The organism is Streptomyces sp. MGP-BFMKR1, from assembly GCF_057766585.1.
The window spans coordinates 2,343,338-2,369,773 of the sequence record NZ_CM173408.1 but is presented as its reverse complement, the minus strand read 5'-3'; the positions used below and the strand labels follow the sequence as shown (position 1 = coordinate 2,369,773).

Below are 26,436 nucleotides of genomic sequence, written 5' to 3'. Positions count from 1 at the left end.
CCGCCCCGGACGAGGACGCGCAGCGACCCGCCGCCGGCCCGCGCGCCGCGCGTTCCACCGCCGCCTAGCTCGGCACGAGCGACGGCGGCGGCGCCCGCCGGGCGCTGGCCGCCCCCGTCGCCGAACTCGACTGACGCGGCCGGCACTCACCGAGTGCCGGCCGAAAGCGCGCCGAGCGAACGCCCCGGCCGCATCCCAACCCGCGGGGCGAGGGCGTACCCGAGCACCCTCGCCCGGCCCCGGTGACCACCGGCCCCGGCGACCGGCTCGGCCCGCGTTCGCGCGCCGTGCTCCCCTGCCGCACCCGGGTGCCGCCTCCCCACGCGTCCCCGCCCCGCCGGCCGGCCCCTTCCGTAGCGGGTCCGTCGGGAGTGGGTCGTCCCCGCGCGTGCGGAGACGAACGCCCGTGACCTCGCTCACGCGACGGGCCGGCCGCTACCCGCGGCCGGCCCGTCGCGCTGTGTTGACGCCGCCGGAACCCCGTCCCCCCGTACGCCGGTTGGCCTGCCCGCCGCGCGGCGCGCGAGCGCCGTGACCGTTGGTGGACCGGCGGCTCGCCATGCTGGCCGGGGCCCGCGTTCCCCGTCTGACTTGGAACGGAACGGTGACATTCGCAGTCAGTCCACTTTCCATACGTTGTGGTTATCTATCGCCATGCGTGCAGGTGTTCGCACGATGGGGGAGCCGCGGGGCGCGGCCGTTTGAGGGGAGACGACCGTGGTGAACGTGCGGGGCATAGCCGGGGCGCGACGGCGCCGGGGGTTGCTCGGGGTGCTGCTGGGGACGACGGTGCTGCTGGTGTCCGCGTGCGGTGGCGGTGACTCGGGTGACGACGGTGACAAGGGCCAGGACAAGGGCGGCGACAACAAGGCGTCGCGGGCCGTGGTCTCCATCGCCCCGCGCGACGGCGCCGTCGACGTCGGTACCAGCGGCGTCCTGAAGGTCACCGCCGACAAGGGCAAGCTCAGCTCGGTCAAGGTGGCGGACAGCAAGGGCAACGTTGTCGCTGGCAAGATCACCGACAACGGGGCGAGCTGGCGGCCGACCGGCCACCTGGGCGCCTCCACCAAGTACACGGTGGACGCCGTCGCCAAGGACGGCGAGGGCCGCGAGTCGGCCAAGCACGCGACGTTCACCACGCTGGTCCCCAAGGACACCTTCGTCGGCCACTTCACCCCCGAGAACGGGGACACGGTCGGCGTCGGCATGCCGGTCTCGCTCAACTTCAGCCGCGCGATCACCAACCGGGCGGCCGTGGAGCGCGCCATCAGCGTCACCGCGCAGCCGGCCGTGCCGATCGAGGGCCACTGGTTCGGCAACCAGCGCCTCGACTTCCGCCCCGAGAAGTACTGGGCCGCGGGCACCAGGGTCACGCTCAACCTGCGGCTCGACGGCGTCGAGGGCACCCGCGGGGTCTACGGCACGCAGGCCAAGACCGTGAAGTTCACGGTGGGGCGCAGCCAGGTCAGCACCGTGGACGCGAAGACCAAGCAGATGACGGTCGAGCGGGACGGCAAGGTCATCAAGACCCTCCCGATCACCGCCGGAGCGCCGGGCACCGAGACGTACAACGGCACGATGGTGGTCAGCGAGAAGCACACCGTGACCCGGATGAACGGCGAGACGGTCGGTTTCGGGGGCGAGTACGACATCAAGGACGTGCCGCACGCGATGCGCCTGTCGACCTCGGGCACCTTCATCCACGGCAACTACTGGTCCGGCCGGCCGACCTTCGGTTCGGTCAACGCGAGCCACGGCTGCATCGGCCTCTTCGACCAGCGCGGCGGCGGTGACAGCTCCACGCCGGGCGCCTGGTTCTTCCGTAACTCGCAGGTCGGCGACGTGGTCGTGGTCAAGAACTCGCAGGACGAGACCATCAAGCCCGACAACGGCTTCAGCGGCTGGAACATGCCCTGGTCGGAGTGGACCGCCAAGCAGTGAGCGCCCGTGGCCCCGTGCTCGGCCGCGGGGCCCGGCCGGCCACCCGGCTGTGATCTGCGCCGGGTGGCCTCCCGTCGCCCTGTTAGCGGGCGCTAACCTGCGCTCATGACTGAGACTGTGCACCTTGAGGTCGCCGACGGCGTCGGCGTCATCCGCCTGGACCGCCCGCCGATGAACGCGCTGGACGTCGCCCTGCAGGACCGGCTGGGCGAGCTCGCCGCCGAGGTCTCCGGCCGCGCGGACGTGCGCTCGGTCGTCCTGTGGGGCGGCGAGAAGGTGTTCGCCGCGGGGGCGGACATCAAGGAGATGCAGGTCATGGACCACGCCGCGATGGTGGCGCGGGCCCGCGGCCTGCAGGACGCGTTCACGGCCGTGGCCCGCATCCCCAAGCCCGTGGTGGCCGCCGTGACCGGGTACGCGCTCGGCGGCGGCTGTGAGCTCGCGCTCTGCGCCGACTACCGCATCGCCGCCGACAACGCCAAGCTGGGCCAGCCCGAGATCCTGCTCGGCGTGATCCCCGGCGCGGGCGGCACCCAGCGGCTGCCGCGCCTGATCGGCCCGTCCAAGGCCAAGGACCTGATCTTCACCGGCCGCATGGTGAAGGCCGACGAGGCGCTGTCCCTCGGCCTCGTCGACCGGGTCGTGCCCGCCGACGAGGTCTACGCGCAGGCGCACGCCTGGGCGGCGCGGCTCGCGCAGGGTCCGGCGATCGCGCTGCGCGCGGCCAAGGAGTCGGTGGACGCCGGCCTGGAGACCGACATCGACACCGGCCTGACCATCGAGCGCGGCTGGTTCGCCGGGCTGTTCGCGACCGAGGACCGGGAGATCGGCATGCGCAGCTTCGTGGAGGAGGGTCCGGGCAAGGCCAAGTTCCGCTGATCCCGGGCGAGTTGTCCACGGGGCCCGCCGACGGCGGGCCCCGTGCCCCGTGTGGGCGAATCATGGGCGTGCGAGCGCGTGTGGCCGCGCTGGCGCGCACGCGCCGTCGCACGCAACGTCATCACCTGCATGCGTGACGTCACGGCAGGTCAGGTGCGCAATCGAACGGTTGTACGTGCCTTTGGCATATGTCGTGGCGGAGTTGTGTGGCGTTGCGTACGGGCGCGCCGAATCCCACGGTTCCGCCCCGAGGCGCCCGCTCGGCGGCCATGATGGGGGCATGGCGGGCTTGGAGGGAATGGACCAGTCGCGCCGGGAAGCCGAATCCGCTCCCGCGCGCTGGGTGACGACCATTGACGATGAACTCGCCACGAAGGCGCTCGACCTCTATGGCAACCCCGCCGCGGCGGAGGTGCGGCTGCTCTCCCGCCCCGAGTCGGCCGCCGCCGCCCGCCGGCTGACGCAGAACGTGGTGCTCCGTCAGTGGGGCCTCGGCCCCCAGATGGCCGAGCACGCGGTGCTCCTCGTCTCCGAACTCGTCGGCAACGCCGTGCGGCACACCGGCGCCCGCGCCTTCGGGCTGCGCCTGCTGCGCCGGCGCGGCTGGATCAGGGTCGAGGTCCGCGACCCCTCGCGCGGGCTGCCGTGTCTGATGCCGGTGCACGAGCTGGACGTCAGCGGGCGCGGCCTCTTCCTCGTGGACAAGCTCTCCGACCGCTGGGGCGTGGACCTGCTGCCGTGCGGCAAGACGACGTGGTTCGAGATGCGCGCGCCCGAGCGGTGACCCCACCTCGGCGGCGGACCGGGCGGCAGCGGCGCGGCCTCGGACGGCGGCGAGGAGGTCCCGCGGCGAAGAGGCCCCCGCAGCGAAGAGGCCCCCGCCGCGTCCTGGGACGGGCGGGGGCCTCTTCGTATCGCTGTCGCCACGGCGCGAGGGGGTGTGGCCGTGGCGTTGCTCGACGACCTGGCCCGGGTCAATGGGGGTCGCTGCTTCGACTATCGCAGACAGGGTGCGAGGCTTTCAAAGCGGCATGAGGGGTGTAGGCGCACAAATGCGACATTTTAGATGTCAAATTAAGGTGAACTGCGCCACGTGCCTTGTAAGCAGCGGGTGAATGTCAAAAATATGTAAGGAATACATGCGACCCTCAGATGCTTTCAAGGGTCTGGACAAGGCGTCGGGAACTTTCTTTGCCGGCCGTACGTCGGCTGTGCGGCCGGTCGTCTTGGCAGCGTCCCCGCGACCCTTCACGATGTGGGGAAGTGTCATGTCCCTGCCTTCCGTTGCACGTCATTCCCCCGCACCGCGCGCGTGGTCCGCCCCACGCACGGACGCGCGCACCGCACGCCCCGGCGGCCGAACCCGCGCCGACGGTGCCCCACCGAACCACGGACTCGGGAGACCCCATGGAAGACCACGCCCCCCACGCCTCCCGCCGCAACGTGTTGCGCGGCGCCCTGCTCGGTGCCACCGCCCTCGGGCTGGTGAGCGCCGCCGCCCCGCTGGCCGCGGCCAGACCGGACTGGCGGGCCGGTGACGTCGACTACCCGGGGGCCCGCTGGGCGCCCGCGAGCGGCGAGAACTTCACCGCCTCCAACCGGCCCGACGCGTATCCGATCGACTTCGTCGTGATCCACGTGACGCAGGAGACGTTCAAGGACACCATCGACATCTTCCAGAACCCCGCGAAGCAGGTCTCGGCGCACTACGTGGTGCGTTCGGCGGACGGCCTCGTCGGGCAGTGCGTGCGGGAGCGGGACATCGGCTGGCACGCGGGGAACTGGAACTACAACACGCGCAGCGTCGGCATCGAGCACGAGGGCTGGGTGGACAAGCCCGAGTACTTCACCGACGCGCTCTACCGGTCATCGGCCGCGCTGACCGCCTCGCTCTGCGACCGATACGGGCTGCCGGTGGACCGTCAGCACATCATCGGACACAACGAGGTGCCCGGCGCGACGCACACCGACCCGGGCCGGCACTGGGACTGGGCGCGCTACCTCAGGCTGGTCAAGGCGTCGCTGCGCTGAGGAGTGCCGGTTGGCTACGGCGCCACGCCGAGGGGTCGCTAATGTGTGCTGGTCAAAAGCAACCACACGAAAAGGGGCGGCCCAGGTGGCGGACATCGAGGCGGCGCGCACGGCGTTTGAGCGGTACGACCTGGACAAGGACGGATACATCTCCGCGTCCGAGTACAAGAGCGTGATGGCCCAACTGGGGGACCCGTTCGTCACGGAGTCCGTCGCGGAGGCCATCATCAAGTCGGCCGACGGCAACCAGGACGGCAAGCTCTCCTTCGACGAGTTCTGGGCGATCCAGAACCGCTGACGGCCTGTCGAACTGCCCGGAGCCCCCGTGGACCGGCGCCCCGCGCGTCGCTCCCGGGGGCTTCCGGCGTCCTGGGCCCGACGCGCCCGCGCCACCTCGCGGGGGAGCGCGGCGCGGTCGGGCCCGGCGCGGTGGGGCTCAGCGCCCGCCGCGCCGTTGCGCGCTGGCGCGCCGGCGTCGGTCGTTGCACAGCAGGCAGCGGCCCCAACCCGGCGGCAGCGGGTCGTCCTTGTCCCCGTACAGCGGGTCCGTGGCGCCGCGCGGGTGCTCCGCGCAGCCCGTGCTGCCGTGCCCGGCCCCGAGCGCGCCGGCCGCGGCCAGCGCGCGCCGCAGCGCGTCCGTGAGCTGGTCGGTCTCCAGGGCGGACGGCTCCGATCCCAGCGAGAAGGCGATGTCCGAAGCCGTGGTGAGCGCGCTCTGGAGCTCGCGTACATCTGCGTAACTCATACGGGGAGCCTAAGCGCTCCCTCTGACAACGCCCGCGGACACCGCCCGTGACCTGGCCGTTCGCCGTGGCTGGCCGGCTCGCGGGCCGCCGGATCACCGGATCACCGGGCTGTCAGGCCGCCGGGACGGTGGGCGAGGTCGGGGCTAGGAGGTGGCCCAGTCGCGCAGGGCCGCCTCGCTCCCGAAGTCGGCCACGTTCTTGTCCAGCGGCCGGTCGGTGTACTGGTGGATGCGCCACCTGGCCTTGATGCGGGGCTTCCCGGCCGTCACGTAGTCGGCTATCCACAGGCCGTCGCCCGCGTACGAGGTGGTGTCGTGGTTGAGCCAGAACGTGCGGTTGCAGTACAGCAGCACCCGGTGGCCCGGGCGCAGCCGCTTGACCTCGCGGATGAACCTGTCCTTCTCGGCGTTGCTGGCGTGCGTGCCCTTGCTGGTGTTCTCCCAGTCGACGGCGAGCAGGTCGTCCTTCCTGGACGCGCACTTCTCGACGAAGTACTCGGCCTGGGCGGTGAGGTTGCCCGGCCACAGGAAGTGGTAGAAGCCGACGACGCAGCCGGCGTTGCGGGCGCGGCTGGCCTGCGCCGACTGCTTGGGGTTGATGTAGGAGCGGCCCTCGGTCGCCTTGACGAAGACGAACGAGAGCCCCTCGGTGCTGAAATCGCTCGACTGGTGCGAGCTGACGTCGATTCCGCGCAGCATCGTGCTGCCTCCCGAGGTGATGGGGGGATAGGAGGTGGGGCGTGGGGGGGAAAGTGGGGGGTGGCTTGTTCTTCTTGTTCCCGGTAACGGACGGTACGGAACCGCTCACGGACGTCCAATGGTGGCGGTTGCCCGGCGGGCGCGGTCAGCGAGTGGGAGCCGGCGGATACGCGCGGCGCGCCCGCTCCGCCAGTTGGCGCCCGTGCGCGGCCAGTTTGCCCCCGCGCGCCCAGGCCAGCAGGAGCGTGTAGCGCGCCGCGTCGTCGTCCAGCGGCAGGAAGACCACGCCGGGCAGCGGCGCGGGGACCGGGAAGGCGGGCACCGCCGCGCTGGCGGCGCGCACCATCGCCGCGGCCACGGCCCCGTCGGTGGCGCGGGACAGGCGCAGGTCGACGCCGCTGTGCCCGACGGCGCCCAGCAGCCGGCGGCGCAGCGTGCCGTGGTGCGAGTCGACCAGGACGCACGTGTGGGGCGCGAGGTCGCGCAGGGTCACCGAGCGCCGGTCGGCGAGCGGGTGTCCCTCGCCGAGGCCGACAAGCAGCCTCTCGTGGGCGATGACGGCGCTCTCGACGTCGGCGGGCGGCGGCCCGTCCAGGCAGGGGAAGTGCCGTACGAGGGCGAGTTCCACCTTCTGGGCGCGCAGCAGGTCCAGGAGGGCGGCGCTGGACTCCTCGGTGCGCACGTCGAGCGGGGCGCCGGGCAGCAGCGCGTACAGGGCGCTCACGAGGGCGGGCAGCGCGGGGTGGCCGACGGCGCCGACGCGCACCGTGTCGGCCGGGCCGCCCGGGCCCGGCCAGGGGGTGGCGCGCTCGGCCGCGGCGTCCAGCAGCCAGTCGACCAGCGGGAGCAGCGTGTCGGCGCCGCCGAGCACGAGCCGCCCCGCCGCGGTGGGCGTCGTCCCGCGCGGGCCGCGGCAGAACAGCGTGACCCCGGCGCTGCGTTCGATGCGCTGGAGCCTGCGGCTGACGCTCGCCTGGTGGGTGCCGAGGGCGCGGGCCGCGCCGGCCAGGCTGCCCGCGGTGGCGATGGCGCGCAGGACGCGCAGGTCATGGATTTCCAGCGTCATGACCAACAGACGTGCCGGGGCGGCCTGAGGATGTGCGGGGCGCGGCGATCGGGGCGTGGTGGCCGATCGGTGTGGTGGGCACGGTGGCGCCGCGGCCACTGGCGCCGCGCTCGCGCACCAACTCGTCGTGCGCCACGGCCAGGAGACGTGCGAGCGGCGGCAGCAGGACGGCCGCCGGGTTGCCGGGCAGCGTGGCGAGCCAGTGCCGCATGCGCGAGGGCAGGTCGATGACCCGGCGGTGGACGGTGCCCGGCGCGACCGGGCGGATCTGCTGGGTGAGGGCCACGCAGCCCTGGTGCCGGATGACGTCGCAGCGCGGGCCCGACACCGGCACGTCGTAGCTGATCCGCGGCTCGAAGCCGAAGGGGCCGCACAGCCTGCGCAGCGCCTCCTGGCAGCCGTCCGGGCCGAGTACGGAGATCCACTCCTCGGAGGCGAGGTCGGCCATGCGCAGCGCCGGGACGCGGGCCAGCGGGTGGTCCTCGGCCAGCGCGAGGAAGACGGCGGTCTCGGCCACCGGGGCCAGCACGAGCCCGTCGGTGGCGGGCTGTTCGACCTCGGTGCTCATGCTGAACAGCCCGATGTCCACCTCGCCCGCGCGCAGCAGGGCGTTCAGCTCGGACGAGGAGTCGACGGTCACGATGCGCAGTTGTCCCTCGGGGCGCAGTTGCCACAGGCAGTTGAGCAGCGCCTCGGACAGCGGGCCCGCGTCCCAGCCGACGCGCAGCGTGCGCCGCTGGTGTTGTCGGTGGGCGTGGAGTTGGGCGTCGAGTTCGTCGAAGCGCCGGACGATGGTCTCGGCGTGGCCGAGCACGCTCTCGCCGAGCGGGGTGAGCCGGACGCCGTAGGTGTCGCGTTGGAACAGGGCGCCGCCGAGCAGGCTCTCCAGACGGCGGACCTGTCGGCTGAGTGCGGGCTGTGGCAATCCGAGTTCTGCCGCCGCTTTGTTGAGGCTGCCCGCGGTCGCTACGGCACAGAGATTGCGCAAATGGCGAAGCTGCAACTCCATGGCCACGAAGATATGCCGCGCGAGTCCTGAACGCCAGAGTCAGGAAGGGCAATTCGTGAACGCCGGACTTTCCTCTGTCGCGGCCTTCCCCGGCGCGCCGTGGAGCGGGTGTTTGTGCCGTTTGCCCGCCGGTCGCGCTCCGACCTGTGGCCCCATTGCGGTTTTTGGTCCGTACCTTTTTGCGCTACGCGCGCAGCATTTTATCGACGCGTCGAGGTATGCGCGCAGGGCATAGCCCGCTGACACTACCCGGGCATTCGGTGAAGCGTGAAGATCCTGCTGGCGGTCTCATCCCGGAACGGCCCCACCGTGGCCGTGCGCGGAGCAGGTCATACGAGTCGTTGGCGAGGTCGAGACATGTTCAACTCTGAACCACTTACCGAGCGGTGTGGCGCCCTGCTGCCGACCGTCTCGCACGTGTGTATCGGAGTCAGCCCCTTCAATAGCTATTTCAACACGGAGCGGCTGACGGCACTGGCGAAATGGGCGTTAACTCGGTTCGAACAGTGCCATTTCTTCATCCCGGACGCGGTCGCCGCGTACACCCTGGAGGCCCTCGGCTACTCCCCGGGCCGGGCCCGGCACAAGGCCAGCCGGCAGGGCCAGTACGCGCACAACAAGGTGGCCGCGGCGCTGCGCGCGCTCGACGTGCCGGAGCCGGAGCGGCTGATCCTGGGCATGGCGCGGCTGGCGGAACACCCGCGCTACCGCGAACTGGTCGAGGAGGCGGGCACGCTCTTCGAGCGGGACGCCGCGTTCCGGGCGGCCTGCCTGGAGGCCACGCACTGGGTGCTCGACCGCAAGCTGCCGCCCGGGGACACGCCCACCGACGAGCAGTCGCTGCTCGCCGTGCGCTACTTCATCGCCGAACTCCCGCTGTTCGCCGACTCCGGCGGAATCTGCGGCGCCGGGCCCTCGCTGTTCGTCTACCACCAGCGGGTCGCGTTCCTGGAGAAGTTCTACGCCGGAGAACTGCCCTGGCGGCCCGCCCCGGGACAGGGTTTCCTCGTCGTACGGGAAAAGGACGACAACACGCCGGACCTCTCCCTTATCGGAGTGGGCGGCTGATGGCCGCCGAAGCGGACCGGCTCGACGATTACGCGCTGACCCGCGTGCCGGACGAGGCCCGGCATTCCTGGATATCCGTCGCGGTCCAGCGATTCGGTCAGGTCTCCTCTTTCCAACAGTTTCTGGTGGGCGCCGTCCTCGGTTTCGGAATGGACTTCACCGACGCCGTCATCGCCATCACCGTCGGCTCGGTCCTGCTGGAGATCATCACGATCCTGCTCGGCATAGCCGGCGTACGCGAGGGATTGTCGGTCTCGCTGCTCGCCCGCTGGTCCGGATTCGGGCGCAAGGGCTCGGCACTGGTGGGCCTGTTGATCGCGTTGAGCCTCGCCGGTTGGTTCGGCGTGCAGAACGGGGTCTTCGCCCAGGGAATGCACGATCTCGCCGGCGGAACTCCGGAATGGGTGTGGGCGCTGATCGGCGGCGCGGTCATCACGGCGATCACGGTGTACGGATTCACCGTGATGGCCTGGACGGCCTACCTGACCGTGCCCGCCTTCCTCGTCCTGGCCGGCTACTCCATCGTCGACGCGCTCTCCGAGCACTCCGTCGGCGACCTCATGACCTCCGCGCCGGCCGGGCCCGCCATGTCGCTCGCGGAGGGCACCACGTTGGTCTCCGGCGCCTTCATCCTGGGCGCGCTCATGACGCCGGACATGACGCGGTTCAACCGGCGCCCCTCGGACGTCGTCAAGCAGACGCTGATCAGCGTGACGCTGGGGGAGTACCTGATCGGGCTCACCGCGGTGCTCCTCGCGCACGCCGCCAGGACCTCGGACATCGTCGGCATCATCACCTCGTCCTCCGGTGTCCTCGGCACGCTCGTGCTGGCCACCGCGATCCTGAAGATCAACGACTGGAACCTCTACTCGTCCTCGCTCGGCCTGGTGAACTCCATCGACGTGCTGTGCGGCCGACGGGTCAGCAGACGCGCGGTCACGCTCGTCATCGGGGCCGCCGGCACCGCCCTGTCCGCCGTCGGCATCGTGGACAACTTCACCGACTTCCTGGAAACCATCGGCGTCCTGGCACCGCCGGTGGCCGGCGTCATCATCGCCGAGTACTTCGTCGTGCGCCGCTTCCGCGCCGAACTCGACCGGGCCCGCGAGAGCGGAACGCTGCCCGCCGGCGGGGCCGACTGGATGCCGCTCTCCCTGGTGTGCTGGGCGGCCGGCGCCCTGGTCGGCGAATACCTGGAGAGCGGAATTCCCGCCGTCAACGCGGTCGTCACCGCACTGCTTCTGTACTCCGTCGTCGGAAAGCTCACCGCGCCCCGGCGCACGCCCCCCGTTGACCATTCCCCGCCGCCGCTGGCCGAGGTCAACACGACACAATCCGGAGGTTGATGTGCTGCCACTGATCACAAGGGAACAGCTCCGCAAGGAAATCGCGGCCAATGCGGTCGTTGTGATCGACACGATGCCCGCCGACTACTACGCGCGCGAACACCTGCCCGGCGCGGTCAACATCCCCGGATTCCCCTACGAGGAAGCCGCCCGATTCACCGAGGAACTCGCGCCGCGACTGCTCCCGGACCCCGGCGTACCGCTGGTCGTCTACTGCGCGAACGTGCCCTGCCGCAACAGCGAACTCGTGGGGGCCCGGCTCGTGGAGCTCGGCTACGCGAACGTGCGCAAGTACCGGGAGGGAATCGAGGACTGGGTCAGCGGCGAACTGCCGACGGAATCGGCCGCCGCCTGACCCCGCGCCCCGCGGCAGCGCGGCCAACGCGGCAGCGCGAGGGCGCCGCACCGCACCGACGCCCTCGCCACGGCCGCGCCGCGCCGCGACCGCACCATCCGCGATCGCGACACCGCGGGGCGGCACGACGGGCGCCGCCGGCGCACCCCCAGGCCCGGCCCGCCCGGCTCACACGGCACATCACCGCACCACAACGAGAGGACGAACCCCATGCTCCGTAAGTCAACCGTCATCGCGACGGCCGTGGCCGCGCTCCTGATGGGGGCCGCGCTGCCGGCCGCCGCGTCCCCGGCCCCGCACGGCGCCGCCCGGCAGGTCACGGCGGAGCCCTCCGTCGTCGACGTGACGGCCGCCAACTACGAGCAGGTCATGCGGATGTCCGCCACCCGCCCGGTGGTGCTCAACTTCACCGCGTCCTGGTGCCACTGGTGCCAGAAGATGAAGCCCTACCTCCAGCAGTACAACACCGCGGACAACGGTTCCTGGGTGTGGGCCCGGGTGGACGCGGACGCCAACCGCGCGATCCTGCAGAAGTACGGCGTGCGGGGCCTCCCCACGCTGATCAACGTCCAGAACGGACAGGAGGCCGGCAGCCGCATGGTCGGCTACGACGGGCCGCAGGCCCTGCGCACCTGGCTGAACAACCTGTAACGGCGCCACGTGCCGGGCCGCCCCGCCGCGCGCGCCGGCGGCCCGGCACCCCGCGCGCACAACCCGGACGCTTCCCCCACCCCATGGCCTGAGACCGCCACTCCAGGCCCGACCGGGCCCGCGCCGTGCCGCACGGCCCGGCCCCTGACCGGTCCGGGCCCGCCCGCGCCCCCACGCGGGCGGGCCCGGGCCCACGACCGGGGCCCGGCGCCCGCCCCGACCGGCGCCGGGCCCCGTTCCCCAACCCCCCAAAGCCCCCCGCGCGACGAGAGGTTCACCATGACGAAGAAGACGCTCCCGCGTTCGGCGGTGATGGCAGCCGCCGCCTGTGCCCTGGTGCTGCCGCTGATCGGGCCGGCGCCCGCCGCCGGCGCCGACACGCCCGCGCGCGCCGGTGACACCGGCGTGTACGTAGTGCACCTCCTGCGCACCGACGCGACACCGGAGGCGGTCCGCGCGGCGGCCGAGCGGCTCGTCGCCGACGCCGGCGGTCAACTGCGCCGCACGTACCACGCCGCGCTCCAGGGCTTCTCGGTCACCCTGACCGAGGCCCAGGTGGGCGCGTACCTCAAGGACACCCGCGTCGGCTCGGTCACCCGCGACCGCGCCTACCGCGTCGCCGGCGCCCTCGACACCCGCCCGCACCGCGGCCGGGTCGCGCCCTGGGGCCTGGACCGCATGGACCAGCGCGACCTGCCGCTGGACGGCACGTACACCGCCCCCAACAGCGCGCCGAACGTGCCCGTGTACGTCGTGGACACCGGCGTGCGCGGCAGCCACGAGGAGTTGCGCGGCCGGGTCACCGCCGCCTACGACGCGATCCGGGACCGCGCCGGCGGATGGGCCACCGACTGCCACGGCCACGGCACCGCCACCGCGTCGCTCGTCGCGGGCGCGCGCACCGGAGTGGCGAAGCAGGCCCGGATCGCGTCCGTGCGCGCGCTGGGCTGCGACGGCACGGGGCGCCTGGAACACCTGGTCTCGGCCGTCGACTGGATCAGCGCGCACGCCCCCAAGCCCGCGCTGGCCAGCCTCGGCTTCTCCGGCGAACCCGGCTCCGTACTCGACCTCCAGCTCTACGAGATGGCGGACCAGGGCATCGCCTACACCGCGCCCGCCGGCAACGGCGACGCGGACGGCCAGCCCATCGACGCCTGCGACGCGACGCCGGGCCGCCAGACCACCGCGCTCACGGTCTCCGCGACGGACCAGGCCGACCGCCGCATGGCCGCCGCCAACACCGGCTCCTGCGTGCACCTCTTCGCGCCGGGCGCCGGCATACCCGTCGCCAGCGGCCTCGGCGACCGGTACTACACCCGGCTCAGCGGCACCTCGGCCAGCGCGGCCCAGGTCGCCGGCGTCGCGGCCACCTACCTCCACGACCACCCCGACACCTCGGCCACCGACCTCGACGCCGCGCTGGCCCGCGCGGCGACCCCGGACCGCGTCCAGGACCCGGGCGCCGACACCCGGAACCTGCTGGCCTACGTCGGACCCACCGACGCCGCGACCGGCCGCGGCCCCGCGCCCGCCGACCGCGCCGGCGCGGCCGAGACCCGGACGGGGCAGCGGTGATGGGCGGCCCCGTGCGGGACACGATCGTCATCGGCTCGGGCCCGGCCGGCTACACCGCCGCCCTCTACACCGCGCGCGCCAGCCTGCGACCACTGGTCTTCTGCGGCGCGCTCTACGTCGGCGGCGCCCTGATGACCACCACCGAGGTGGAGAACTACCCCGGCTTCCCGGCGGGCGTCCAGGGCCCCGACCTGATGGCCGACATGCGCGCCCAGGCCGCGCGGTTCGGGGCCGAACTCGTGGACCGGGAGGTGGCCTCCGTCGACCTCGCCGGCCCCGTCAAGGAGGTCACCGACGACCGGGGCGCCACCCACCGCGCCCGCACCGTGATCGTCGCCACCGGCTCCGGCTACCGCAAGCTCGGCCTGCCGCGCGAGGAACAGCTCGCGGGCCGGGGCGTGTCCTGGTGCGCGACCTGCGACGGGTTCTTCTTCAAGGGGCAGGACCTCGCGGTGGTCGGCGGCGGCGACACCGCCCTCGAGGAGGCCACCTTCCTCTCCCGCTACGCCCGCTCCGTCACGGTCGTGCACCGCCGGCAGACGCTGCGCGCGTCCAAGGTGATGCAGGCCAGGGCGTTCGCCGACGACAAGATCAGCTTCGCGTACGACAGCGAGGTGGTCGCCCTGCACGGCGACGCGCGGCTGAGCGGCGTGACCCTGCGCGACCGGCCCACCGGCGCCACCCGACCGCTCGCGGTGACCGGTCTCTTCATCGCGATCGGCCACGATCCGCGCAGCGACCTGTTCGCCGGCCAACTCGACCGCGACGCGGCCGGCTACCTGCGCGTCCTGGCGCCCTCCACGCAGACCAACGTGCCCGGCGTCTTCGCCGCCGGCGACGTGGTCGACCACACCTACCGGCAGGCCATCACCGCGGCCGGCACCGGCTGCGCCGCGGCCCTGGACGCCGAGCGCTACCTGGCGTCGTTGGCGGACGTGCGGCGCGCGGGCGAGGAGGCGCGGGCGGCCCGAGCGGACCAGGAGGCCCCCGCCGTGCCACAGCGGGCGGTCTCCTAGCGTCGGCGCCGCGACGAGGGCGCCCCGGGCCCCGGCCTCGAACACGGGGCCGGGGCCCGGGTGCGCTGGTACGGGGCCGCACCCGTCTCCCGCGCGGGCGCGCGGGGGACGGGTGCGGGCGCCGCACGCGGACGAGGGCGCCGTACGCGGACGTGGGCCCGGTATGCCGACGTGGCCCCGTACGCCGGCGGGGTCCCGTACGCCGGCGCGCACCCCGTGCACCGACGCCGCCCCGTGCCCGGAACGGGGAGCGGGTGGCGCGTGGTGGGCCGGCGGTGGGCCGGCGCTGACCCGGGGTGTGTGACGGTCGCCGTCGAGAGTCTGGGCTTCGGGAATCCGGTCGGTCATACTCTGCCGAATGGACCTGGAGGTGCGACACCTGCGGTTCGTCGCGGCGATCGAGGCGGCGGGCAGCGTCACCAAGGCGGCGGCGAACCTGGGCGTGTCGCAGCCGGCGCTGACGGCACAGGTGCGGCGGATCGAGAGCGCCGTCGGCGGCACCCTCTTCGACCGCGGCCGGCACGGCGCGCGGCCCACGCCGCTCGGCGACGTACTGCTGCCGCACGTGCGCGACGTGCTCGGCGCGCTGGAGGAACTCGACCGCGCCGTACGCCACTTCCGCAACCGCGCCGGCTCGCGCACGCTGCGGCTCGCCGTCCGCCAGACGCCGCTGGCCGCCCGCCTCGGCGACGTCGTCGGCGAGGTGTGTCCCGACGACGTGGTGGACCTGGCGGTGGTGGACCGGCAGGCGACGGTGCTCGCCGCGCTCGCCGACGGCACCGTCGACCTGGCCCTGCACGTGGACTTCCCCGGCCGGGAGCCCGTCCTGCCGGCCGGCATCGAGCGTACGGTCGTCGGCCCCGAACCCATGTTTGTCATGCTCGCGACTGATCACCCGTTGGCCGGCCGGGACGAGGTGGAACTGTCCGAACTCGCCGGCTCCACCTGGCTGCTCGCGGTCAACGGCGACGACGAGTTCGACCGCCACCTGGCCAACCAGTGCGAGCTGGCCGGCATCGGACCCATCACCGTGCGGGCGTACGAGCCGCTGGTCATCAGCCAGTTGCTGCGCCGTGGCGACCCCGTCGCCGTGCCCGCGCAGGCCCTGGACACCGGCCTGCCGCTGATCGGCACGGTGCTCTCGGTCCGCGGGGCCCCGGTGCGGGTGCGCCACGTCCTGCTGTGGTCGAAGGACGGCCCGATCGACGCCGCCGTGGCCGGCCGCGTCCGCGACGGCCTCGCCGCCGCCTACCGCTCCATGGTCGGCCCCATGGGCCGCGTCCCCGGCTGGTGGGACCGGAACCCGGGCTGGCTCGGCTCGCCCGAGTCCGCCCCGCCACCCGACGCGGCCCCGGGGCCGGCCCCCGACCCGCCACCGGCGGCGGACCACCGCGCGTCGCCCCCGGCCGCCGGGCCCGCCTGCGTGGGTCACCCGCCCGTGCCCTACGCCCCCGGCGCGTACTCCGCCACCATCCGCGGGGGCGTCGTCCCCCACTCCGGATGGCGCTCCAGCCACGCCTGATACACCGGCGTCCGCTCGACGATCTCGTGCTGCGCCCGCACCAGCTCCCGCCATACCCCCTCGACCAGGGACCTGCGCAGCGGCCCGTCGGCGTGCCAGAACAGACTGGTGCGCTGCCACAGCGGGGAGCCGCGCAGCGGCACCAGGGTCAGCCCCGTGCGCGGCCGGTTGCCCGGCATCATGGGCAGCACCGCCTGGGCGAGTTCGGCGAGCTGGAACGCCGAGGTGTAGTCGGCCTGCCGGACGCACGGCGTGAACCCGGCCTCCCGGCAGCACTGCTCCAGGTGGCGCACGCCCTCGCTGCGCGGGCCGTCGGCCACGCACCAGGTCTCCCCGGCCAACTCGGCCAACTCGATCTCCACCTCGCCGGCCAGCCGGTGCCCACTGGCCACGGCGACGAACAACGGCTCGACGGAGACCACCGCGCACTCGATGCCCGTCCCCGCGGGCGCCCGAGGCCCCGGGTTGCCCGCGATCAGAGCCGCCTCGACGCGCCGGTCGGCCAACAGGGCGAGCTGCACCGCCGGATCGGGCCCCGTGCGCGCCTCGACCTCGGTGCCGAGCACCTGCGGCGCCAGCACCGTCAGATGCGCCACCAACAGACCCGGGGTGCAGCCGAACCGCACCGACGACGGCAGGGTGCCCGCCTGGTGCCGGGCGGTGGCGGCGGCCAGCCGGTCCATCGCGGTGAGCACCGTGCCCGCGTGCGCGGCGAGCAACTCGCCGAGCGGGGTCGGCACCGCGCCGTGCGCGTCGCGACGGAACAGGGGCGCGCCCGTGATCCGTTCGGCGCGCCGCAGGGCCTCGGTCACCGACGGCTGGGTCATGCCCAGTTCGGCCGCCGCGGCCGTCAGGGTCCCGTGGTCCGCGATGGCCCGCACCACCCGCAAGTGCCGGAACTCCAGTTCCATGGGCGGACTCTATGCAACGGGGCATCGTTACGGAAGTTCACGGTCCGCACGGAGTCACGCCACGTCCCGTCCCCCGTCCGGCCTCCCGGGGCGGTCCCCGCCGGCTCGGCGATGACCGCCCCGGGGTTCAGCGCGGCACGCGCGGGCCGGCGGCGAGCGGGACGCCGGTGCGCAGGCTCTGCAGGACGGACGGCAGCGAGTCGCGGCTGCGCGCGGCCTCCAGCGGAATGACCGGCTCGCGTGCCGGCTGCCCACCGGGCGGCGCGTACCCGGCCAGCCGCGCCGCGCCCCATACGTACGGGTCCGCCTGCGCGCTGCCGTACGCCGACCAGGCCAGCCGGCTCTGGCCGGTCCTGTCCGTCGTGTCGGAGTCGTAGACCAGCACGTTGGTCGTCAGGGCCGCGGGGTCGACGGCGGCGGGCAGCAGGCGCAGCGGGACCTTCACCTCGACGGTGTAGCCGGTGTACGGCCCCTGGCTGACCCGGGCCGCCCACTCCATCCCGGGGGCCGTCGTCGCGGCCGGGCCCTGGTGCTGGTCGGCGTCCCGGGCCGCGCACGCGCCGCCGTCGGCGGTGAAGGGCAGCACCGCGGCCTTGAAGGTGGTCGCGGTGTCGTCGGAGGCCCCCCGCGGATCGAGCGCGAACTCCACCGCGTCGGTACGCCAGTGCCGCTTGCAGTCGCTCGCCTCCAGCGCGGCGCCCCGTACGTCGTCGGCGACCCGCACCGTGGCGTACAGGTCGTCCCCGTGCCGTACGAACCGGGCCGTCGCCGCGCAGTCCGTGGGCGAGCACCGCTCGCCCTGCCAGTGCGTGAGCGGCAACTCCTCGCCGGCCCCGTACTCGCCGGGTCCGGCGGCGCCGTCCACGGTGGGAGGGGTGGCAACGGCCGGGACGGTGGTGCTCGGGGCGGCCGGGTAGGCCGGCTGTGCCCCGTTGGCCAGCCACGGCATGCCGACCCGCTCCGTCCAGGCGCGGAACTCGGCGAACACCGGGCGCGGGTCCCGCTGCGGGCGCACCGGCGCGCGCACCGGCTCGCCGTCCTCGGCCAGAACCGAGAACCAGTCGCAGCCCAGCTTCTCGCGCGGGGTGGTGATCTTCTCGGGCAGTGCGCCGAAACCCTGCGAGACGTACTCGCGCGCGGCCGTGCGCTCCTGCTGCGCCCAGGTGGTGCGGTGCCGGGAGGACCACGCGCCCTCCCACACCCCCTGCTGCGGCAGCCCCGTCGCCGGGTCGCGCACCTCGGCCGTGGCGCAGCCGGGCCCGGTGGGCCCCCGCAGCCGCCAGTTCTGCGCGAGCAGCCGCGACGGCTGCCAGGGGCGGTACCCCTCGCGGGTGATCTGGTCCGGGAAGGCCGTGGGGTCGCCGGCGCGTTGGAACGCCTCGACGGCCAGCCGGCCGGCGAGTTGGTGGGCGCCGTGCTGGTCGAAGGGGCGCGGGTCCATCGTCACGATGGTCCGCGGGGTGGTGGCGCGCACCAGCCGTACGAGCCGCTCCAACGTGTCCGCCGCGCGGGGCGGCCCGTCCCAGACGCGGGCGGTGAGCGGCGCCGAGAGGGTGTACCAGAAGTCGGGCTTGTCCAGGTAGAACACGTCGCGCAGGCCCGCGTGGCGCACCGCGTCGCGCTCCTCGCGCTCCCGCAGCAGCCCGAGCGGGGCGCCCTCCTGCGGCCCGGTGGCGTTGCCGCCGCCCTCGCCACGGGTGATGGTCACGACGCCGGTGGACAGCCCGTCCCGTTCCCGCCACTGCCCGAAGGTGGACAGCGACGCGTGCTCGTCGTCCGGGTGGGCCCCGATGAACAGCACGTCGTGGTGGGCCCGACCGGAGCGGCCCCGCTCCGTGTCCTGTCCCGTGTCCTGCTCCGTGTGCCGTCCCGTGCCCGGTGCCGCGGCCGGCCCCGTGCGGGGCTCCGTGCCGGCCGTGCCGCCGGCCGCCGTGCCACCGGTCGCCGGGTGCGCGGCGTCCGGGCCCGCGGCCGTCGCGGGCGCTGAGCCCAGCACGCAGGTCGCGACGAGGCCCAGCGCGACGACGGCCAGCGCGCCCCGTGTCCCGTGCCGGCGCGGCCGGCCGGGGCGGCGTGGCGCGGGCCGGGTGGTGCCGGCAGCCGTGGGGGGCGGTTCCTGGCGTGGTACGGGGGCGGCTACGTCAGACGGCACGAGGCGACTCCTTCACCCAGCTCGACTCAACGGTCCATCTCTGCCCAGGAGCGGGGGCATCCCGAACGCCCCTGATCGAGTCTGGTCACCCCAGCCCCTTCCCGTCCCCTTCCCGTCCGCTTCTCGTCCGCCCGTCCACCCGGCCGCGCGGTCCGTTCAGCCGAGCAGATGCAGGTTGGGCGCCATCGCGGCTGGCCCGTACTCGGACAGCTCCAGGACCGTGACACCTGCCGCCGCCAGCGGCCCCGCCCGGTCCGCCCCGTCCGGCGCGGGCGTGCGCCGGGCCGTGACCACGCGCGCGATGCCGGCCGCCGTGAGGAGTCGCGCGCACGACCGAGGCCGGGAGGTCCGGTGGGAGCAGGGCTCCAGGGAGACGTAGAGCGTGGCCGTCGCCACCCGTGGATCGTCCGCGTCGAGCTTGCCCAACGCGCCCTCCTCGGCGTGGTCGTACGGGTCCAACTCCCGCGCGTACCCGCGCGCCAGCTCCGTGCCGTCGGCGGCGACGATGACCGCCCCGACGCTGTACGCCGTCGCCGAGCGCGGACTCGCCCGCGCCAGTCGGCAGGCGAGCGCGAGCCAGGCCCGGTCCGCGGTGGTGACGGCGCCGCCGGGCCCCGGGGCGCCGAAGGCGTGTGAGGACGCGCCGCTGCTCGTCATGGGCCCTCCGGTTGGGATCACTCAGGGCGTGCCTGGGGAGGACGCCAGCACCGATCCGCCGTGCCTCCAGCGACCGCATGCGACGGGAGGGGCCGCCCGGGTGGCGGCCACGATCGAGCATACGGGCCACCCCCCGCTCTCTCACCGGCAACGGCACGAGATTGAGGGGGAGTTCACGGGGCGCGATCCGGTCGAGCGGGGGAGGCCGAGGGCGGCCGGCCGCCCGGGGCGGGCGTGCGGGCCGCGACGCCGGCGACGCGGCGTGACGGGGCGGCGGGCGGCGGCGTGCCGCCCAGTACGGTGGTCGGCACGCCGCTGACGTGCGGTTCCACGGGGGAGAGGGGCGGACGATGCCGGGGTGGGTGCCGCTGACGACGCTTGTCGTGGCCCTGACGTTGGGCACCTGCCTGTGCGCGTCGATCAGCACGCGTGCGAGGGTCGGGTCGTTGTGGACGCGCCACGCGCGGTGGTGGGGCGACGGAGCGCTGCTGTGCGCGCTGCTCGCCAGTCTCGCGTACGGCTACGGCATCTGCGAGGCCACCGCCATCGACAGCGACGCCCGCGTGGTGTGTGCGGCGGAACGCTCCTCCAGCGGCGTGCCCGAGGGCGCGTCGGTGCTCTCGCGCGAGGTCACGCCGTTCCCGCTGCGGGCCGAGTGCCGTTGGACCGACGGCACGTTCGACGCGGTGCCGGGCTGGGTCAACCCGAGCCTGTACGCCTCCCTCGCCGGCGCCGCCCTGTGCGCCGGCACCGTGCTGGCCCGCCATGAGCTGGCGCGGTACCGGGCGGTGCGCGCCGCGCGGGCGGCGGAGACGGCGGCGGAGGCAGCGGGGGAGACGGAGAGGGCGGATACGGGATGAGTGGTGCGGGCCCGCGCCCGTTCTGGCGCGCCGTCACCCGGAGGCGGCGGCCGGACGTTTCGCGCGCCCCCCGTACGCCCCGGAGCGCAGACTGCCGCTCCTCGGACGCGAGTGAGCCGCCCCCGTCCGGCTGACGGGGGCGGCTCCGCACACATGGCACGACACGACACGACACGCTCGGCCAGGCGGGGCGAAGGCGCTGTCCGCTCCCTGTGGCCCGAGGGGTCAGCGACTGAGGTCGCAGCCCATTTCGGTGGTCAGGAAGTAGTTCGCGTCCTTCGCATAGCTCTTCTCCAACTTGGTGTAGAAGCCCGCCTTGCCGAACGACCAGGCGACGTTCCGCTGCGGATCAGCGTTGAGCGTCGGCGCCTGGTCGTCGAACTCGGCCAGCGTCCCCGGCAGTGCGGGCAGCAAATCGGACCCGTCACCGGTCGGGGCGTTCAGGCTGTACAGCGCCCAGCGGTGCAATTCGGGGCTGCGCCAACTGAACGTCATGCCCAGGCATCCCGTCCTGGCCAGGGAGCCCATCATCTTGCCGTAGTCCGGCGTATCGGCGAGCGATCCGCTGGTCTCGTCCACGAGCTTGCGCAGCCATTCCGCGTTCCTGCACTCGGGCTCGATGACGGGATAGAGGTTCATCGTCTCACCGTGGAAGTCGGAGGCGACGAAGAACGCCCTGCGCAGCCCGTGCCGGGCGAAGAACTCGGCGTGTGCGGGAACCGATTCGGGTATAGCCGAGAGCGCGAAAAGGTCCTCGATCGGTCGCACTCCCGTGAACGTCCACACCTTCGCCAGACCGCGCCCCGCTTCGAAATCCAGTCCAGCCTGCGTGGCATTGCTAAACGTGTCGAGCACCTCGCGCTGAAGCCGGTCGATCGGTTCGGTGCCATGCCGCAGCAGGTCGTTTCGACGCGCGATGTCGGCCAGATCGTTTTCCCACTTGTAGAAGAAACGGTAGTAGAGACCGTCTCCCGGCTTGGTCGTGGTCTTCGTCTGGACGACGGAACGGTCAATTTCCTTCGCGAACACGTCGAGACTCTTGCGCACCATGGCGCCGTCGAACGGAACGGACCTCTTGTCGGCCAGGTTCTGGAGGTCCGTGTAGAACTGCCCGGGTTCGTACGAGACGTCGTCAAAGATTTCGATCATGATTCCCCCGTTATGCAAGTGCGGAAGTGCAGAAGTGCAGAAATGCAAAGGTGCCTGGGCGCGGAAGTGCGACCGTGTTGGCGCTAACTCACTCGTCGGATCAGAGGATCTGAATGCGCTGCAGATGGCGCGTGGAGTCACCGCGGAAAGCGTTGCGACCGTGCAGCAACGCGTGGTTGTCCACGATCACGATATCGTTGTCGCGCCATTCGTGCGCATAGCAGACAGCCGGGTCGTGCAGGCGCGTGCTGAGGTCTTCCAGGGCCGCCTTGCCCTGGTCGGCCGGAACGCCCTTCACGTCGAGGAAGAGCGGGTTCAGATACCGCTCGGGGTCGAGCGGCTCGGCATAGCGAATCGTGCGCTCGCCACTCGCCGGGTGCTCGCCGAGGAGCGGCGTGGTGACCAGGCCGCCGTAGTGCTCGACCTTGTCCGTCCGGTAGGTGATCTCCATCTTCTCCCAGAGCGCGATGTCCTCGGGGCTCGCCTCCCGCAGGACCCTGGCCGTGTCGGAGAAGACGGTCTCGCCGCCACCGCCGGCGGGCGGCGCCGTGATGCACTGGAAGAGGAAGAACCGCGGCACGGCGGAGGCGAACGCACCGTCCCAGTGGAAGGGCACATCGCCCTTGGCGAAGAGGTAGTTCTGCGGCTCGTCCCTGATTTCGAGGTCGAGCACCGGGCCGAAATCCCATTCCAGGATCTTGCCCCACTCGCGGCAGTACTCGACGAGCTCCTCCTTCGGGAGCATCTCCAAGCCGCGCAACACGACGACCCGGTGCTTCCGCGTCAGTTCGTCGAGCTCCGCGACCGGAAGGGACCGCAGGTCCGCGCCGCTCTCGTGCTTGTTGAGGACAATCCCGAACGGTTGCAGTTCGGTTGCTTCGTCCATGACACCGCTGTGCGACACATCAACACCTTTTCTGCTGGGGTTCGGAATGTGCGAGGCGGCCGGGGCGGCGAGGCTGCCGCGGAACTCCGCGCCCAGGCGCCCGGTGACGAGCCGTGAACTCGTCGGGTCCTGGGGGCTGGTGATCGAGGGCAATCCCGTGGTCCGCCGTCAGCCGCTGACCGTGCGTGCGAACGGGGCGAAGGTCGGTCCCGGCGCCGCGTGAAGCACGACGCTGGAGGGGCGGGCGATGTGATACCGGCGTGCGTTTCCCGGAAGAGGGCCGACCCTAGGCGACGGGGCGCCGGACGATCTCGTACGCCGTCGTCGGGCTGTGCGGGAGTCGACTCTCGTGCTTGCCATGTCGGTGCACAGAAACATCCTCCGTGGGATTTCCATGGATTCCGTGGAACGCCGTGCGAGCGACCGGTCGGTGCTTACTCGCCGGCGAACTGCTCTCAGCGATGCCACTCAATCCGGGAATGGGGATGATCGATCGTCGTTGCGCTGCATGCCAGATAAGCCTTCCCCCCGACCCTGGGCGGTTCGTCGATCCGCCAACGTGCCCATGCATCAGACGTCGTCCACGCGTCCCGCATGTCAATGACCCTGCCGTGAGAATTCCCGGCACGTCACCGAATACGTGACCGCTTAAGCAGATTATCATGCGGATGCCCGACCGAAGGGGACATATCGACCCGATGGCGAAGCTTCACAATCGAACTGATCGCCACCGGCTTGACATATCGGCTGCCGTACGTGCGCCGGATACTTATAGCGAGACCCGCGAGGGCCGCGAACGGGAGCCGGTAGCGCCCGGCTCACCCGACCGCCACGACCCCGCACCGTCGGGCTGACGTGCCATGGAGGCCGCGCCGCCGGCGAGGTGCACGGGGCGGGGCGGGCGCGGTCGGTGATCGTCTCCGCGGTCGGAATGCGCCCCGGGGCACGGGCCGCGGCGTGCCGGGAGTCGGGGTGCGCCCGCCCGCGCCGGGGCGAACTGTGGTCCACATGGTGAGCAAAGCCGCTTGCCGCGCGTGAACAATGCGGGGCCGGCACCCCCGTATGCCATGAACGGACGCTCGCTTTCCGCGACGGCGCGCACCCGGACGCGGGCGAGCCTCAACCCCCGGGGGATGCCGGTCGGCCCGCCTTTCACCTGCGGTGGCCGCCCGAACGCGAACTCCCGGGCGCGTTCGTCCGGGCCATCGAACTCGCGGCCCCCGGGATTCGGGGCCGGCCATCCGGAGTCCCACTTGGGCAAGTGGCGCGCCAATGGCGGCGGCCCGCTCGCGAAAGGGCTGCCGAGATGCTTTTGGGAAATGCCATTTCATAGGCCCCAGCGCATTTTCCGTGCCCTTTCGAGATGGTCGGCACGGCGGATATCTGGCGCTGGCCTCTGGTGTCGTGGTCTCGGCTGTCGCGGTCTCGGCGCGGAGTGCTTTTCGCGGAGAGTGGGGGAGGGGGAACGGAATGGGGGAATTGCCTGAGTGGAGTGGGCGGAATGCGGCACGCCGTTGCTCGGCGTCGGATGGGTCGCGGCTCGGCCGGGGGTGAGTGCGTCAGGAGGCCGGCCCGGGGCGCCCCCCGCGTCGCCCCACAAGGCCCGCCAACCCCGCCCGGCTCGGGGCCGGATGGCGAGACGCGGCCGGCCCCGGCCCCGTTCGCACGGGACCGGGGGGCCGGGGGCGCGGCGGGAGCGCGGGGCGTCCGGGACCGATGAACACGGCGGCCGGTCGCGTCGCCGCGTCGTCGTATCAGCCCATGGGCCGGCTGCCCGGGAAGCCGTGCCGGCGGGCGGCGAGCACGACCGCGAGCACCGGCGCGAGGAGCAGCAGGACGGCCCACGGGAACGAGTCGCTGCCGAGCCCGCCGAGCAGGACGCCACCGAGTACGCCGCCGCCCGCCATGGCGCCGTTCCACAGGGTGACGAGCATGGCCTGCGCGGCGTCGGCGGCCTCCCCACCCGCGTCGGCGGCGGCGGTCTGCAACAGGGTGGGCACCCCGCCCCAGCCCAGGCCCCACAGGACGGCGGCGACGTAGACGAGGGCGGCGTGGTCGGAGAGGACGGCCAGCAGCGCGGCGGCGACCGCGACCAGCAGGGTGCTGGCGATGGTCAGGGCGCGCAGCCGGTGGTGGATCTGCGCGCCGACGACCCAGATGCTGGCCAGCGAGGCGACGCCGAAGACGAGGAGCACCAGCTCGGCGCTGTCGCCCAGGCCCAGGTCGTCGAGGTACGGAGCGATGTACGCGTACAGGATGGTGTGGGCCAGGACGAAGACGAGCGTGACGAACAGGACCGGGGCCACGCCCGGGACGCGCAGTGCCCGCAGCATCCTCGGCCGCTCGCCGCGCCCCTGCCCGGGGTGGTCCGGCACCGCCGCGACGATCCACAGCAGCAGCACCACCGTCAGCGCCGTCATGGCGAGGAACGCCACCCGCCAGTCGGTCACCTTGCCGAGGAACGTGCCGGCGGGCACGCCGAGCGAGAGCGCGAGCGGGATGCCCGCCATGGCGATGGCGATCGCCTTGCCCTGGAGGTGGGCGGGCGCCATGCGCCGCGCGTACCCCGCGAGCAACGCCCAGGCCAGACCGGCCGCGACGCCGGCGACGAAGCGCGCCGCCATCGTCAGCCCGTAGTGGGACGACACGGCGGTGACGGTGTTGGCCAGGGCGAAGCCGCCCATGGCGGCCAGCAGCAGCCGCTTGCGGCGCCAGCCGGCTGTGGCCGCGGTCAGCGGGATGGCGGTCAGGGCGGTGCCGATCGCGTAGATGGTCACCGTCTGCCCGGTCGCGGACTCGCTGACCCGGAGGTCGTGGCTCATCGCGGGCAACAGACCCGCCGGGAGCGTCTCGGTGAGGCTGGTGATGAAGACGGCGGTGGCCAGCGCGAGCAGGGCGAGCAGCGGAAGCCGCTGCCGTTCCTGCCCGTCGCCCCGTGGGGGGCCGTCTCCGGCGTCGGCGTCGGCGTCGGTGCCGACGGGGGAACCGAGCGAGGTGTCTGATGCGGTGCTCATGCGAGGAACTCCGGTTCTGGTGGGATGCGTGGCCGGGCCGCGCGGGGCCCGCGGCCAGGGCTGTGTGTCTGGGGGTTGGTGTGGGTGGCGGGTGGTGGGGCGTGGGTTGCGCGCGGCGTACGGAGCACGGGGCACGGGGCCGTGGGGTACGCGGCGTACGGAGCACGGGGCACGGAGCGCGAAGTGCCGGGCACGGGGCCGTGGGGCGGCGGCGCGTGGGTCACGCGTGGCCGAGGCCGCCGTCGACGGGGAGCCGCGCGCCCGTGGTGAAGGTCGCCTCCGTCGCCAGGAAGAGCGCGGCGCGGGCCACCTCCTCGGCGGCGCCGAGCCGACCCAGCGGCGGGAGGGGTACGGCGGCGCCGTTCGGCGCCGCGATACAGCTCGCGGCCACCGCGTTGACGCGGATGCCACGGCCGACCAGCTCGGCGGCGAGCGCGTGCGCGGCGTCGGGCAGCGCGGCGGCGGAACACGGGGCGGTGGGGGACGGGGCAACGGGGCGCGGAACGGTGGTGGCTGGGGCGGGCACGGTGAGCACCGCCGCGCCGCCGTCCCGCAGGTACGGGGCCAGGGAACGTACGGCCGCCACGGTGTCGGCGAACACCAGGTCCACGCCGCCGCCGGCGCGGGCGAGTCGGGCGTCGACCGCGCCGGGGGCCACCACCTGGGCGGCGGGGCCCAACTCGCGGCGGAGCCGGGCGTGCTCCTGTGGCGTACCGGCCGACAGCAGGACCCGGGCGCCGCCCTCCACGAGGCGCTTGGCGATGGCCAGTCCGATGTCGCTCGCCGCTCCGACGATCACGGCCTCGGTCCCCGCGTACCTGGTCATGTGCGCCACTCCCGTCCCGCACCCGTCGTCCGCGCCGGGTGTGCGGTGTGGCCCGGCGAGAAGGACTGTGCACGGGGC

24 protein-coding genes are annotated in these 26,436 nt (G+C 73.2%); 13 read left to right on the top strand and 11 right to left on the bottom strand.

All coding sequences use genetic code 11. The features are described from left to right. Positions 1-762 precede the first annotated feature (762 nt). The 5 genes from AC3CHW_RS08765 (at position 763) to AC3CHW_RS08745 (ending at position 5,149) form a co-directional block, all read left to right on the top strand. On the top strand, positions 763-1,941 hold the full coding sequence (locus AC3CHW_RS08765; RefSeq protein WP_488471006.1) for a L,D-transpeptidase: 1,179 nt from the start codon (positions 763-765) through the stop codon (positions 1,939-1,941). Between the two features lie 105 nt (positions 1,942-2,046). Beyond that, a complete protein-coding gene (locus AC3CHW_RS08760; RefSeq protein WP_176164235.1) occupies positions 2,047-2,820 on the top strand; it encodes an enoyl-CoA hydratase/isomerase family protein in 774 nt (257 codons plus the stop codon). A gap of 280 nt (positions 2,821-3,100) precedes the next feature. Continuing rightward, a complete protein-coding gene (locus AC3CHW_RS08755; RefSeq protein ID WP_176164236.1) occupies positions 3,101-3,604 on the top strand; it encodes an ATP-binding protein in 504 nt (167 codons plus the stop codon). 623 nt (positions 3,605-4,227) lie between these two features. Continuing rightward, positions 4,228-4,851, top strand: a complete 624-nt coding sequence (locus tag AC3CHW_RS08750; RefSeq protein ID WP_187064483.1) for an N-acetylmuramoyl-L-alanine amidase — start codon at positions 4,228-4,230, stop codon at positions 4,849-4,851. Positions 4,852-4,936: 85 nt separating this feature from the next. Then, the gene (locus tag AC3CHW_RS08745) at positions 4,937-5,149 is read left to right on the top strand and encodes an EF-hand domain-containing protein (protein WP_176164238.1); all 213 of its coding nucleotides are present in this window, start codon (positions 4,937-4,939) and stop codon (positions 5,147-5,149) included. Between the two features lie 138 nt (positions 5,150-5,287). Here AC3CHW_RS08745 and AC3CHW_RS08740 read toward each other — a convergent pair whose 3' ends face one another. The 4 genes from AC3CHW_RS08740 to AC3CHW_RS08725 form a co-directional block, all read right to left on the bottom strand. Further along, positions 5,288-5,596 carry a hypothetical protein gene (locus AC3CHW_RS08740; RefSeq protein ID WP_176164239.1) on the bottom strand — a complete coding sequence of 103 codons (309 nt, stop codon included), beginning with the start codon at positions 5,594-5,596 and terminating at the stop codon, positions 5,288-5,290. A gap of 144 nt (positions 5,597-5,740) precedes the next feature. Beyond that, a complete protein-coding gene (locus AC3CHW_RS08735; RefSeq protein ID WP_488470073.1) occupies positions 5,741-6,295 on the bottom strand; it encodes a glycoside hydrolase family 25 protein in 555 nt (184 codons plus the stop codon). 145 nt (positions 6,296-6,440) lie between these two features. Further along, positions 6,441-7,361 (bottom strand): LysR family transcriptional regulator, encoded by a 921-nt coding sequence (locus AC3CHW_RS08730; protein WP_488470072.1) that lies wholly within the window; start codon positions 7,359-7,361, stop codon positions 6,441-6,443. Then, positions 7,342-8,370 carry a LysR family transcriptional regulator gene (locus AC3CHW_RS08725; protein ID WP_488470071.1) on the bottom strand — a complete coding sequence of 343 codons (1,029 nt, stop codon included), beginning with the start codon at positions 8,368-8,370 and terminating at the stop codon, positions 7,342-7,344. Before AC3CHW_RS08725 ends, AC3CHW_RS08730 begins: the two co-directional genes overlap by 20 nt. 357 nt (positions 8,371-8,727) lie before the next feature. Here AC3CHW_RS08725 and AC3CHW_RS08720 point away from each other — a divergent pair, with 357 nt between their 5' ends. The 7 genes from AC3CHW_RS08720 to AC3CHW_RS08690 all read left to right on the top strand — a co-directional run bounded on the left by AC3CHW_RS08720 (position 8,728) and on the right by AC3CHW_RS08690 (position 15,903). Continuing rightward, positions 8,728-9,438 carry a tRNA-dependent cyclodipeptide synthase gene (locus AC3CHW_RS08720; protein ID WP_176164243.1) on the top strand — a complete coding sequence of 237 codons (711 nt, stop codon included), beginning with the start codon at positions 8,728-8,730 and terminating at the stop codon, positions 9,436-9,438. Beyond that, on the top strand, positions 9,438-10,784 hold the full coding sequence (locus AC3CHW_RS08715; protein WP_187061317.1) for a purine-cytosine permease family protein: 1,347 nt from the start codon (positions 9,438-9,440) through the stop codon (positions 10,782-10,784). The genes AC3CHW_RS08720 and AC3CHW_RS08715 overlap by 1 nt, the downstream gene beginning before the upstream one ends. A gap of 1 nt (position 10,785) precedes the next feature. Then, positions 10,786-11,139, top strand: coding sequence for a rhodanese-like domain-containing protein (locus AC3CHW_RS08710; protein ID WP_176164245.1), 354 nt, complete (start codon positions 10,786-10,788; stop codon positions 11,137-11,139). Between the two features lie 210 nt (positions 11,140-11,349). Beyond that, positions 11,350-11,790, top strand: coding sequence for a thioredoxin family protein (locus AC3CHW_RS08705; RefSeq protein ID WP_176164246.1), 441 nt, complete (start codon positions 11,350-11,352; stop codon positions 11,788-11,790). Positions 11,791-12,069: 279 nt separating this feature from the next. Further along, positions 12,070-13,365, top strand: a complete 1,296-nt coding sequence (locus tag AC3CHW_RS08700; protein ID WP_488470070.1) for a S8 family peptidase — start codon at positions 12,070-12,072, stop codon at positions 13,363-13,365. Further along, complete coding sequence (gene trxB, locus AC3CHW_RS08695) at positions 13,365-14,381, top strand: thioredoxin-disulfide reductase (protein ID WP_488470069.1); 1,017 nt, start codon at positions 13,365-13,367, stop codon at positions 14,379-14,381. The genes AC3CHW_RS08700 and trxB overlap by 1 nt, the downstream gene beginning before the upstream one ends. A 358-nt stretch (positions 14,382-14,739) precedes the next feature. Beyond that, entirely contained in the window at positions 14,740-15,903 is a 1,164-nt protein-coding gene (locus AC3CHW_RS08690) for a LysR family transcriptional regulator (RefSeq protein WP_488470068.1), read from the top strand. On the opposite strand, the gene AC3CHW_RS08685 is transcribed toward AC3CHW_RS08690, so the two are convergent. From AC3CHW_RS08685 to AC3CHW_RS08675, 3 genes are all read right to left on the bottom strand, one after another. Beyond that, positions 15,825-16,814 carry a LysR family transcriptional regulator gene (locus tag AC3CHW_RS08685; protein WP_381166407.1) on the bottom strand — a complete coding sequence of 330 codons (990 nt, stop codon included), beginning with the start codon at positions 16,812-16,814 and terminating at the stop codon, positions 15,825-15,827. The genes AC3CHW_RS08690 and AC3CHW_RS08685 overlap by 79 nt on opposite strands. Positions 16,815-16,941: 127 nt before the next feature. Further along, complete coding sequence (locus tag AC3CHW_RS08680) at positions 16,942-18,966, bottom strand: sugar-binding protein (RefSeq protein ID WP_488470067.1); 2,025 nt, start codon at positions 18,964-18,966, stop codon at positions 16,942-16,944. A gap of 156 nt (positions 18,967-19,122) precedes the next feature. After that, positions 19,123-19,623, bottom strand: coding sequence for a cytidine/deoxycytidylate deaminase family protein (locus tag AC3CHW_RS08675; protein WP_488470066.1), 501 nt, complete (start codon positions 19,621-19,623; stop codon positions 19,123-19,125). 350 nt (positions 19,624-19,973) lie between these two features. On the opposite strand from AC3CHW_RS08675, the gene AC3CHW_RS08670 reads away from it, so the two are divergent. Continuing rightward, positions 19,974-20,483, top strand: a complete 510-nt coding sequence (locus AC3CHW_RS08670; protein WP_488470065.1) for a hypothetical protein — start codon at positions 19,974-19,976, stop codon at positions 20,481-20,483. A gap of 225 nt (positions 20,484-20,708) precedes the next feature. Here AC3CHW_RS08670 and AC3CHW_RS08665 read toward each other — a convergent pair whose 3' ends face one another. The 4 genes from AC3CHW_RS08665 to AC3CHW_RS08650 form a co-directional block, all read right to left on the bottom strand. Beyond that, on the bottom strand, positions 20,709-21,632 hold the full coding sequence (locus tag AC3CHW_RS08665) for an aromatic prenyltransferase (protein WP_459248134.1): 924 nt from the start codon (positions 21,630-21,632) through the stop codon (positions 20,709-20,711). 100 nt (positions 21,633-21,732) lie between these two features. Continuing rightward, complete coding sequence (locus AC3CHW_RS08660) at positions 21,733-22,671, bottom strand: TauD/TfdA dioxygenase family protein (protein ID WP_459248135.1); 939 nt, start codon at positions 22,669-22,671, stop codon at positions 21,733-21,735. 1,601 nt (positions 22,672-24,272) lie between these two features. Continuing rightward, a complete protein-coding gene (locus tag AC3CHW_RS08655) occupies positions 24,273-25,532 on the bottom strand; it encodes an MFS transporter (RefSeq protein WP_488470064.1) in 1,260 nt (419 codons plus the stop codon). Positions 25,533-25,752: 220 nt separating this feature from the next. Further along, the gene (locus AC3CHW_RS08650; RefSeq protein WP_488470063.1) at positions 25,753-26,358 is read right to left on the bottom strand and encodes an SDR family oxidoreductase; all 606 of its coding nucleotides are present in this window, start codon (positions 26,356-26,358) and stop codon (positions 25,753-25,755) included. Positions 26,359-26,436 lie beyond the last annotated feature (78 nt).

What these genes read in the sequence shown, in the direction of transcription:
- AC3CHW_RS08760 (WP_176164235.1), top strand. Translation starts at nt 2,047, where the DNA reads ATGACTGAGACTGTGCACCTTGAGGTCGCCGACGGCGTCGGCGTCATC.
- AC3CHW_RS08755 (WP_176164236.1), top strand. Translation starts at nt 3,101, where the DNA reads ATGGCGGGCTTGGAGGGAATGGACCAGTCGCGCCGGGAAGCCGAATCC.
- AC3CHW_RS08750 (WP_187064483.1), top strand. Translation starts at nt 4,228, where the DNA reads ATGGAAGACCACGCCCCCCACGCCTCCCGCCGCAACGTGTTGCGCGGC.
- AC3CHW_RS08740 (WP_176164239.1), bottom strand. Translation starts at nt 5,596, where the DNA reads ATGAGTTACGCAGATGTACGCGAGCTCCAGAGCGCGCTCACCACGGCT.
- AC3CHW_RS08735 (WP_488470073.1), bottom strand. Translation starts at nt 6,295, where the DNA reads ATGCTGCGCGGAATCGACGTCAGCTCGCACCAGTCGAGCGATTTCAGC.
- AC3CHW_RS08730 (WP_488470072.1), bottom strand. Translation starts at nt 7,361, where the DNA reads ATGACGCTGGAAATCCATGACCTGCGCGTCCTGCGCGCCATCGCCACC.
- AC3CHW_RS08725 (WP_488470071.1), bottom strand. Translation starts at nt 8,370, where the DNA reads ATGGAGTTGCAGCTTCGCCATTTGCGCAATCTCTGTGCCGTAGCGACC.
- AC3CHW_RS08720 (WP_176164243.1), top strand. Translation starts at nt 8,728, where the DNA reads ATGTTCAACTCTGAACCACTTACCGAGCGGTGTGGCGCCCTGCTGCCG.
- AC3CHW_RS08715 (WP_187061317.1), top strand. Translation starts at nt 9,438, where the DNA reads ATGGCCGCCGAAGCGGACCGGCTCGACGATTACGCGCTGACCCGCGTG.
- AC3CHW_RS08705 (WP_176164246.1), top strand. Translation starts at nt 11,350, where the DNA reads ATGCTCCGTAAGTCAACCGTCATCGCGACGGCCGTGGCCGCGCTCCTG.
- AC3CHW_RS08700 (WP_488470070.1), top strand. Translation starts at nt 12,070, where the DNA reads ATGACGAAGAAGACGCTCCCGCGTTCGGCGGTGATGGCAGCCGCCGCC.
- trxB (WP_488470069.1), top strand. Translation starts at nt 13,365, where the DNA reads ATGGGCGGCCCCGTGCGGGACACGATCGTCATCGGCTCGGGCCCGGCC.
- AC3CHW_RS08690 (WP_488470068.1), top strand. Translation starts at nt 14,740, where the DNA reads ATGGACCTGGAGGTGCGACACCTGCGGTTCGTCGCGGCGATCGAGGCG.
- AC3CHW_RS08685 (WP_381166407.1), bottom strand. Translation starts at nt 16,814, where the DNA reads ATGGAACTGGAGTTCCGGCACTTGCGGGTGGTGCGGGCCATCGCGGAC.
- AC3CHW_RS08675 (WP_488470066.1), bottom strand. Translation starts at nt 19,623, where the DNA reads ATGACGAGCAGCGGCGCGTCCTCACACGCCTTCGGCGCCCCGGGGCCC.
- AC3CHW_RS08670 (WP_488470065.1), top strand. Translation starts at nt 19,974, where the DNA reads ATGCCGGGGTGGGTGCCGCTGACGACGCTTGTCGTGGCCCTGACGTTG.
- AC3CHW_RS08665 (WP_459248134.1), bottom strand. Translation starts at nt 21,632, where the DNA reads ATGATCGAAATCTTTGACGACGTCTCGTACGAACCCGGGCAGTTCTAC.
- AC3CHW_RS08655 (WP_488470064.1), bottom strand. Translation starts at nt 25,532, where the DNA reads ATGAGCACCGCATCAGACACCTCGCTCGGTTCCCCCGTCGGCACCGAC.
- AC3CHW_RS08650 (WP_488470063.1), bottom strand. Translation starts at nt 26,358, where the DNA reads ATGACCAGGTACGCGGGGACCGAGGCCGTGATCGTCGGAGCGGCGAGC.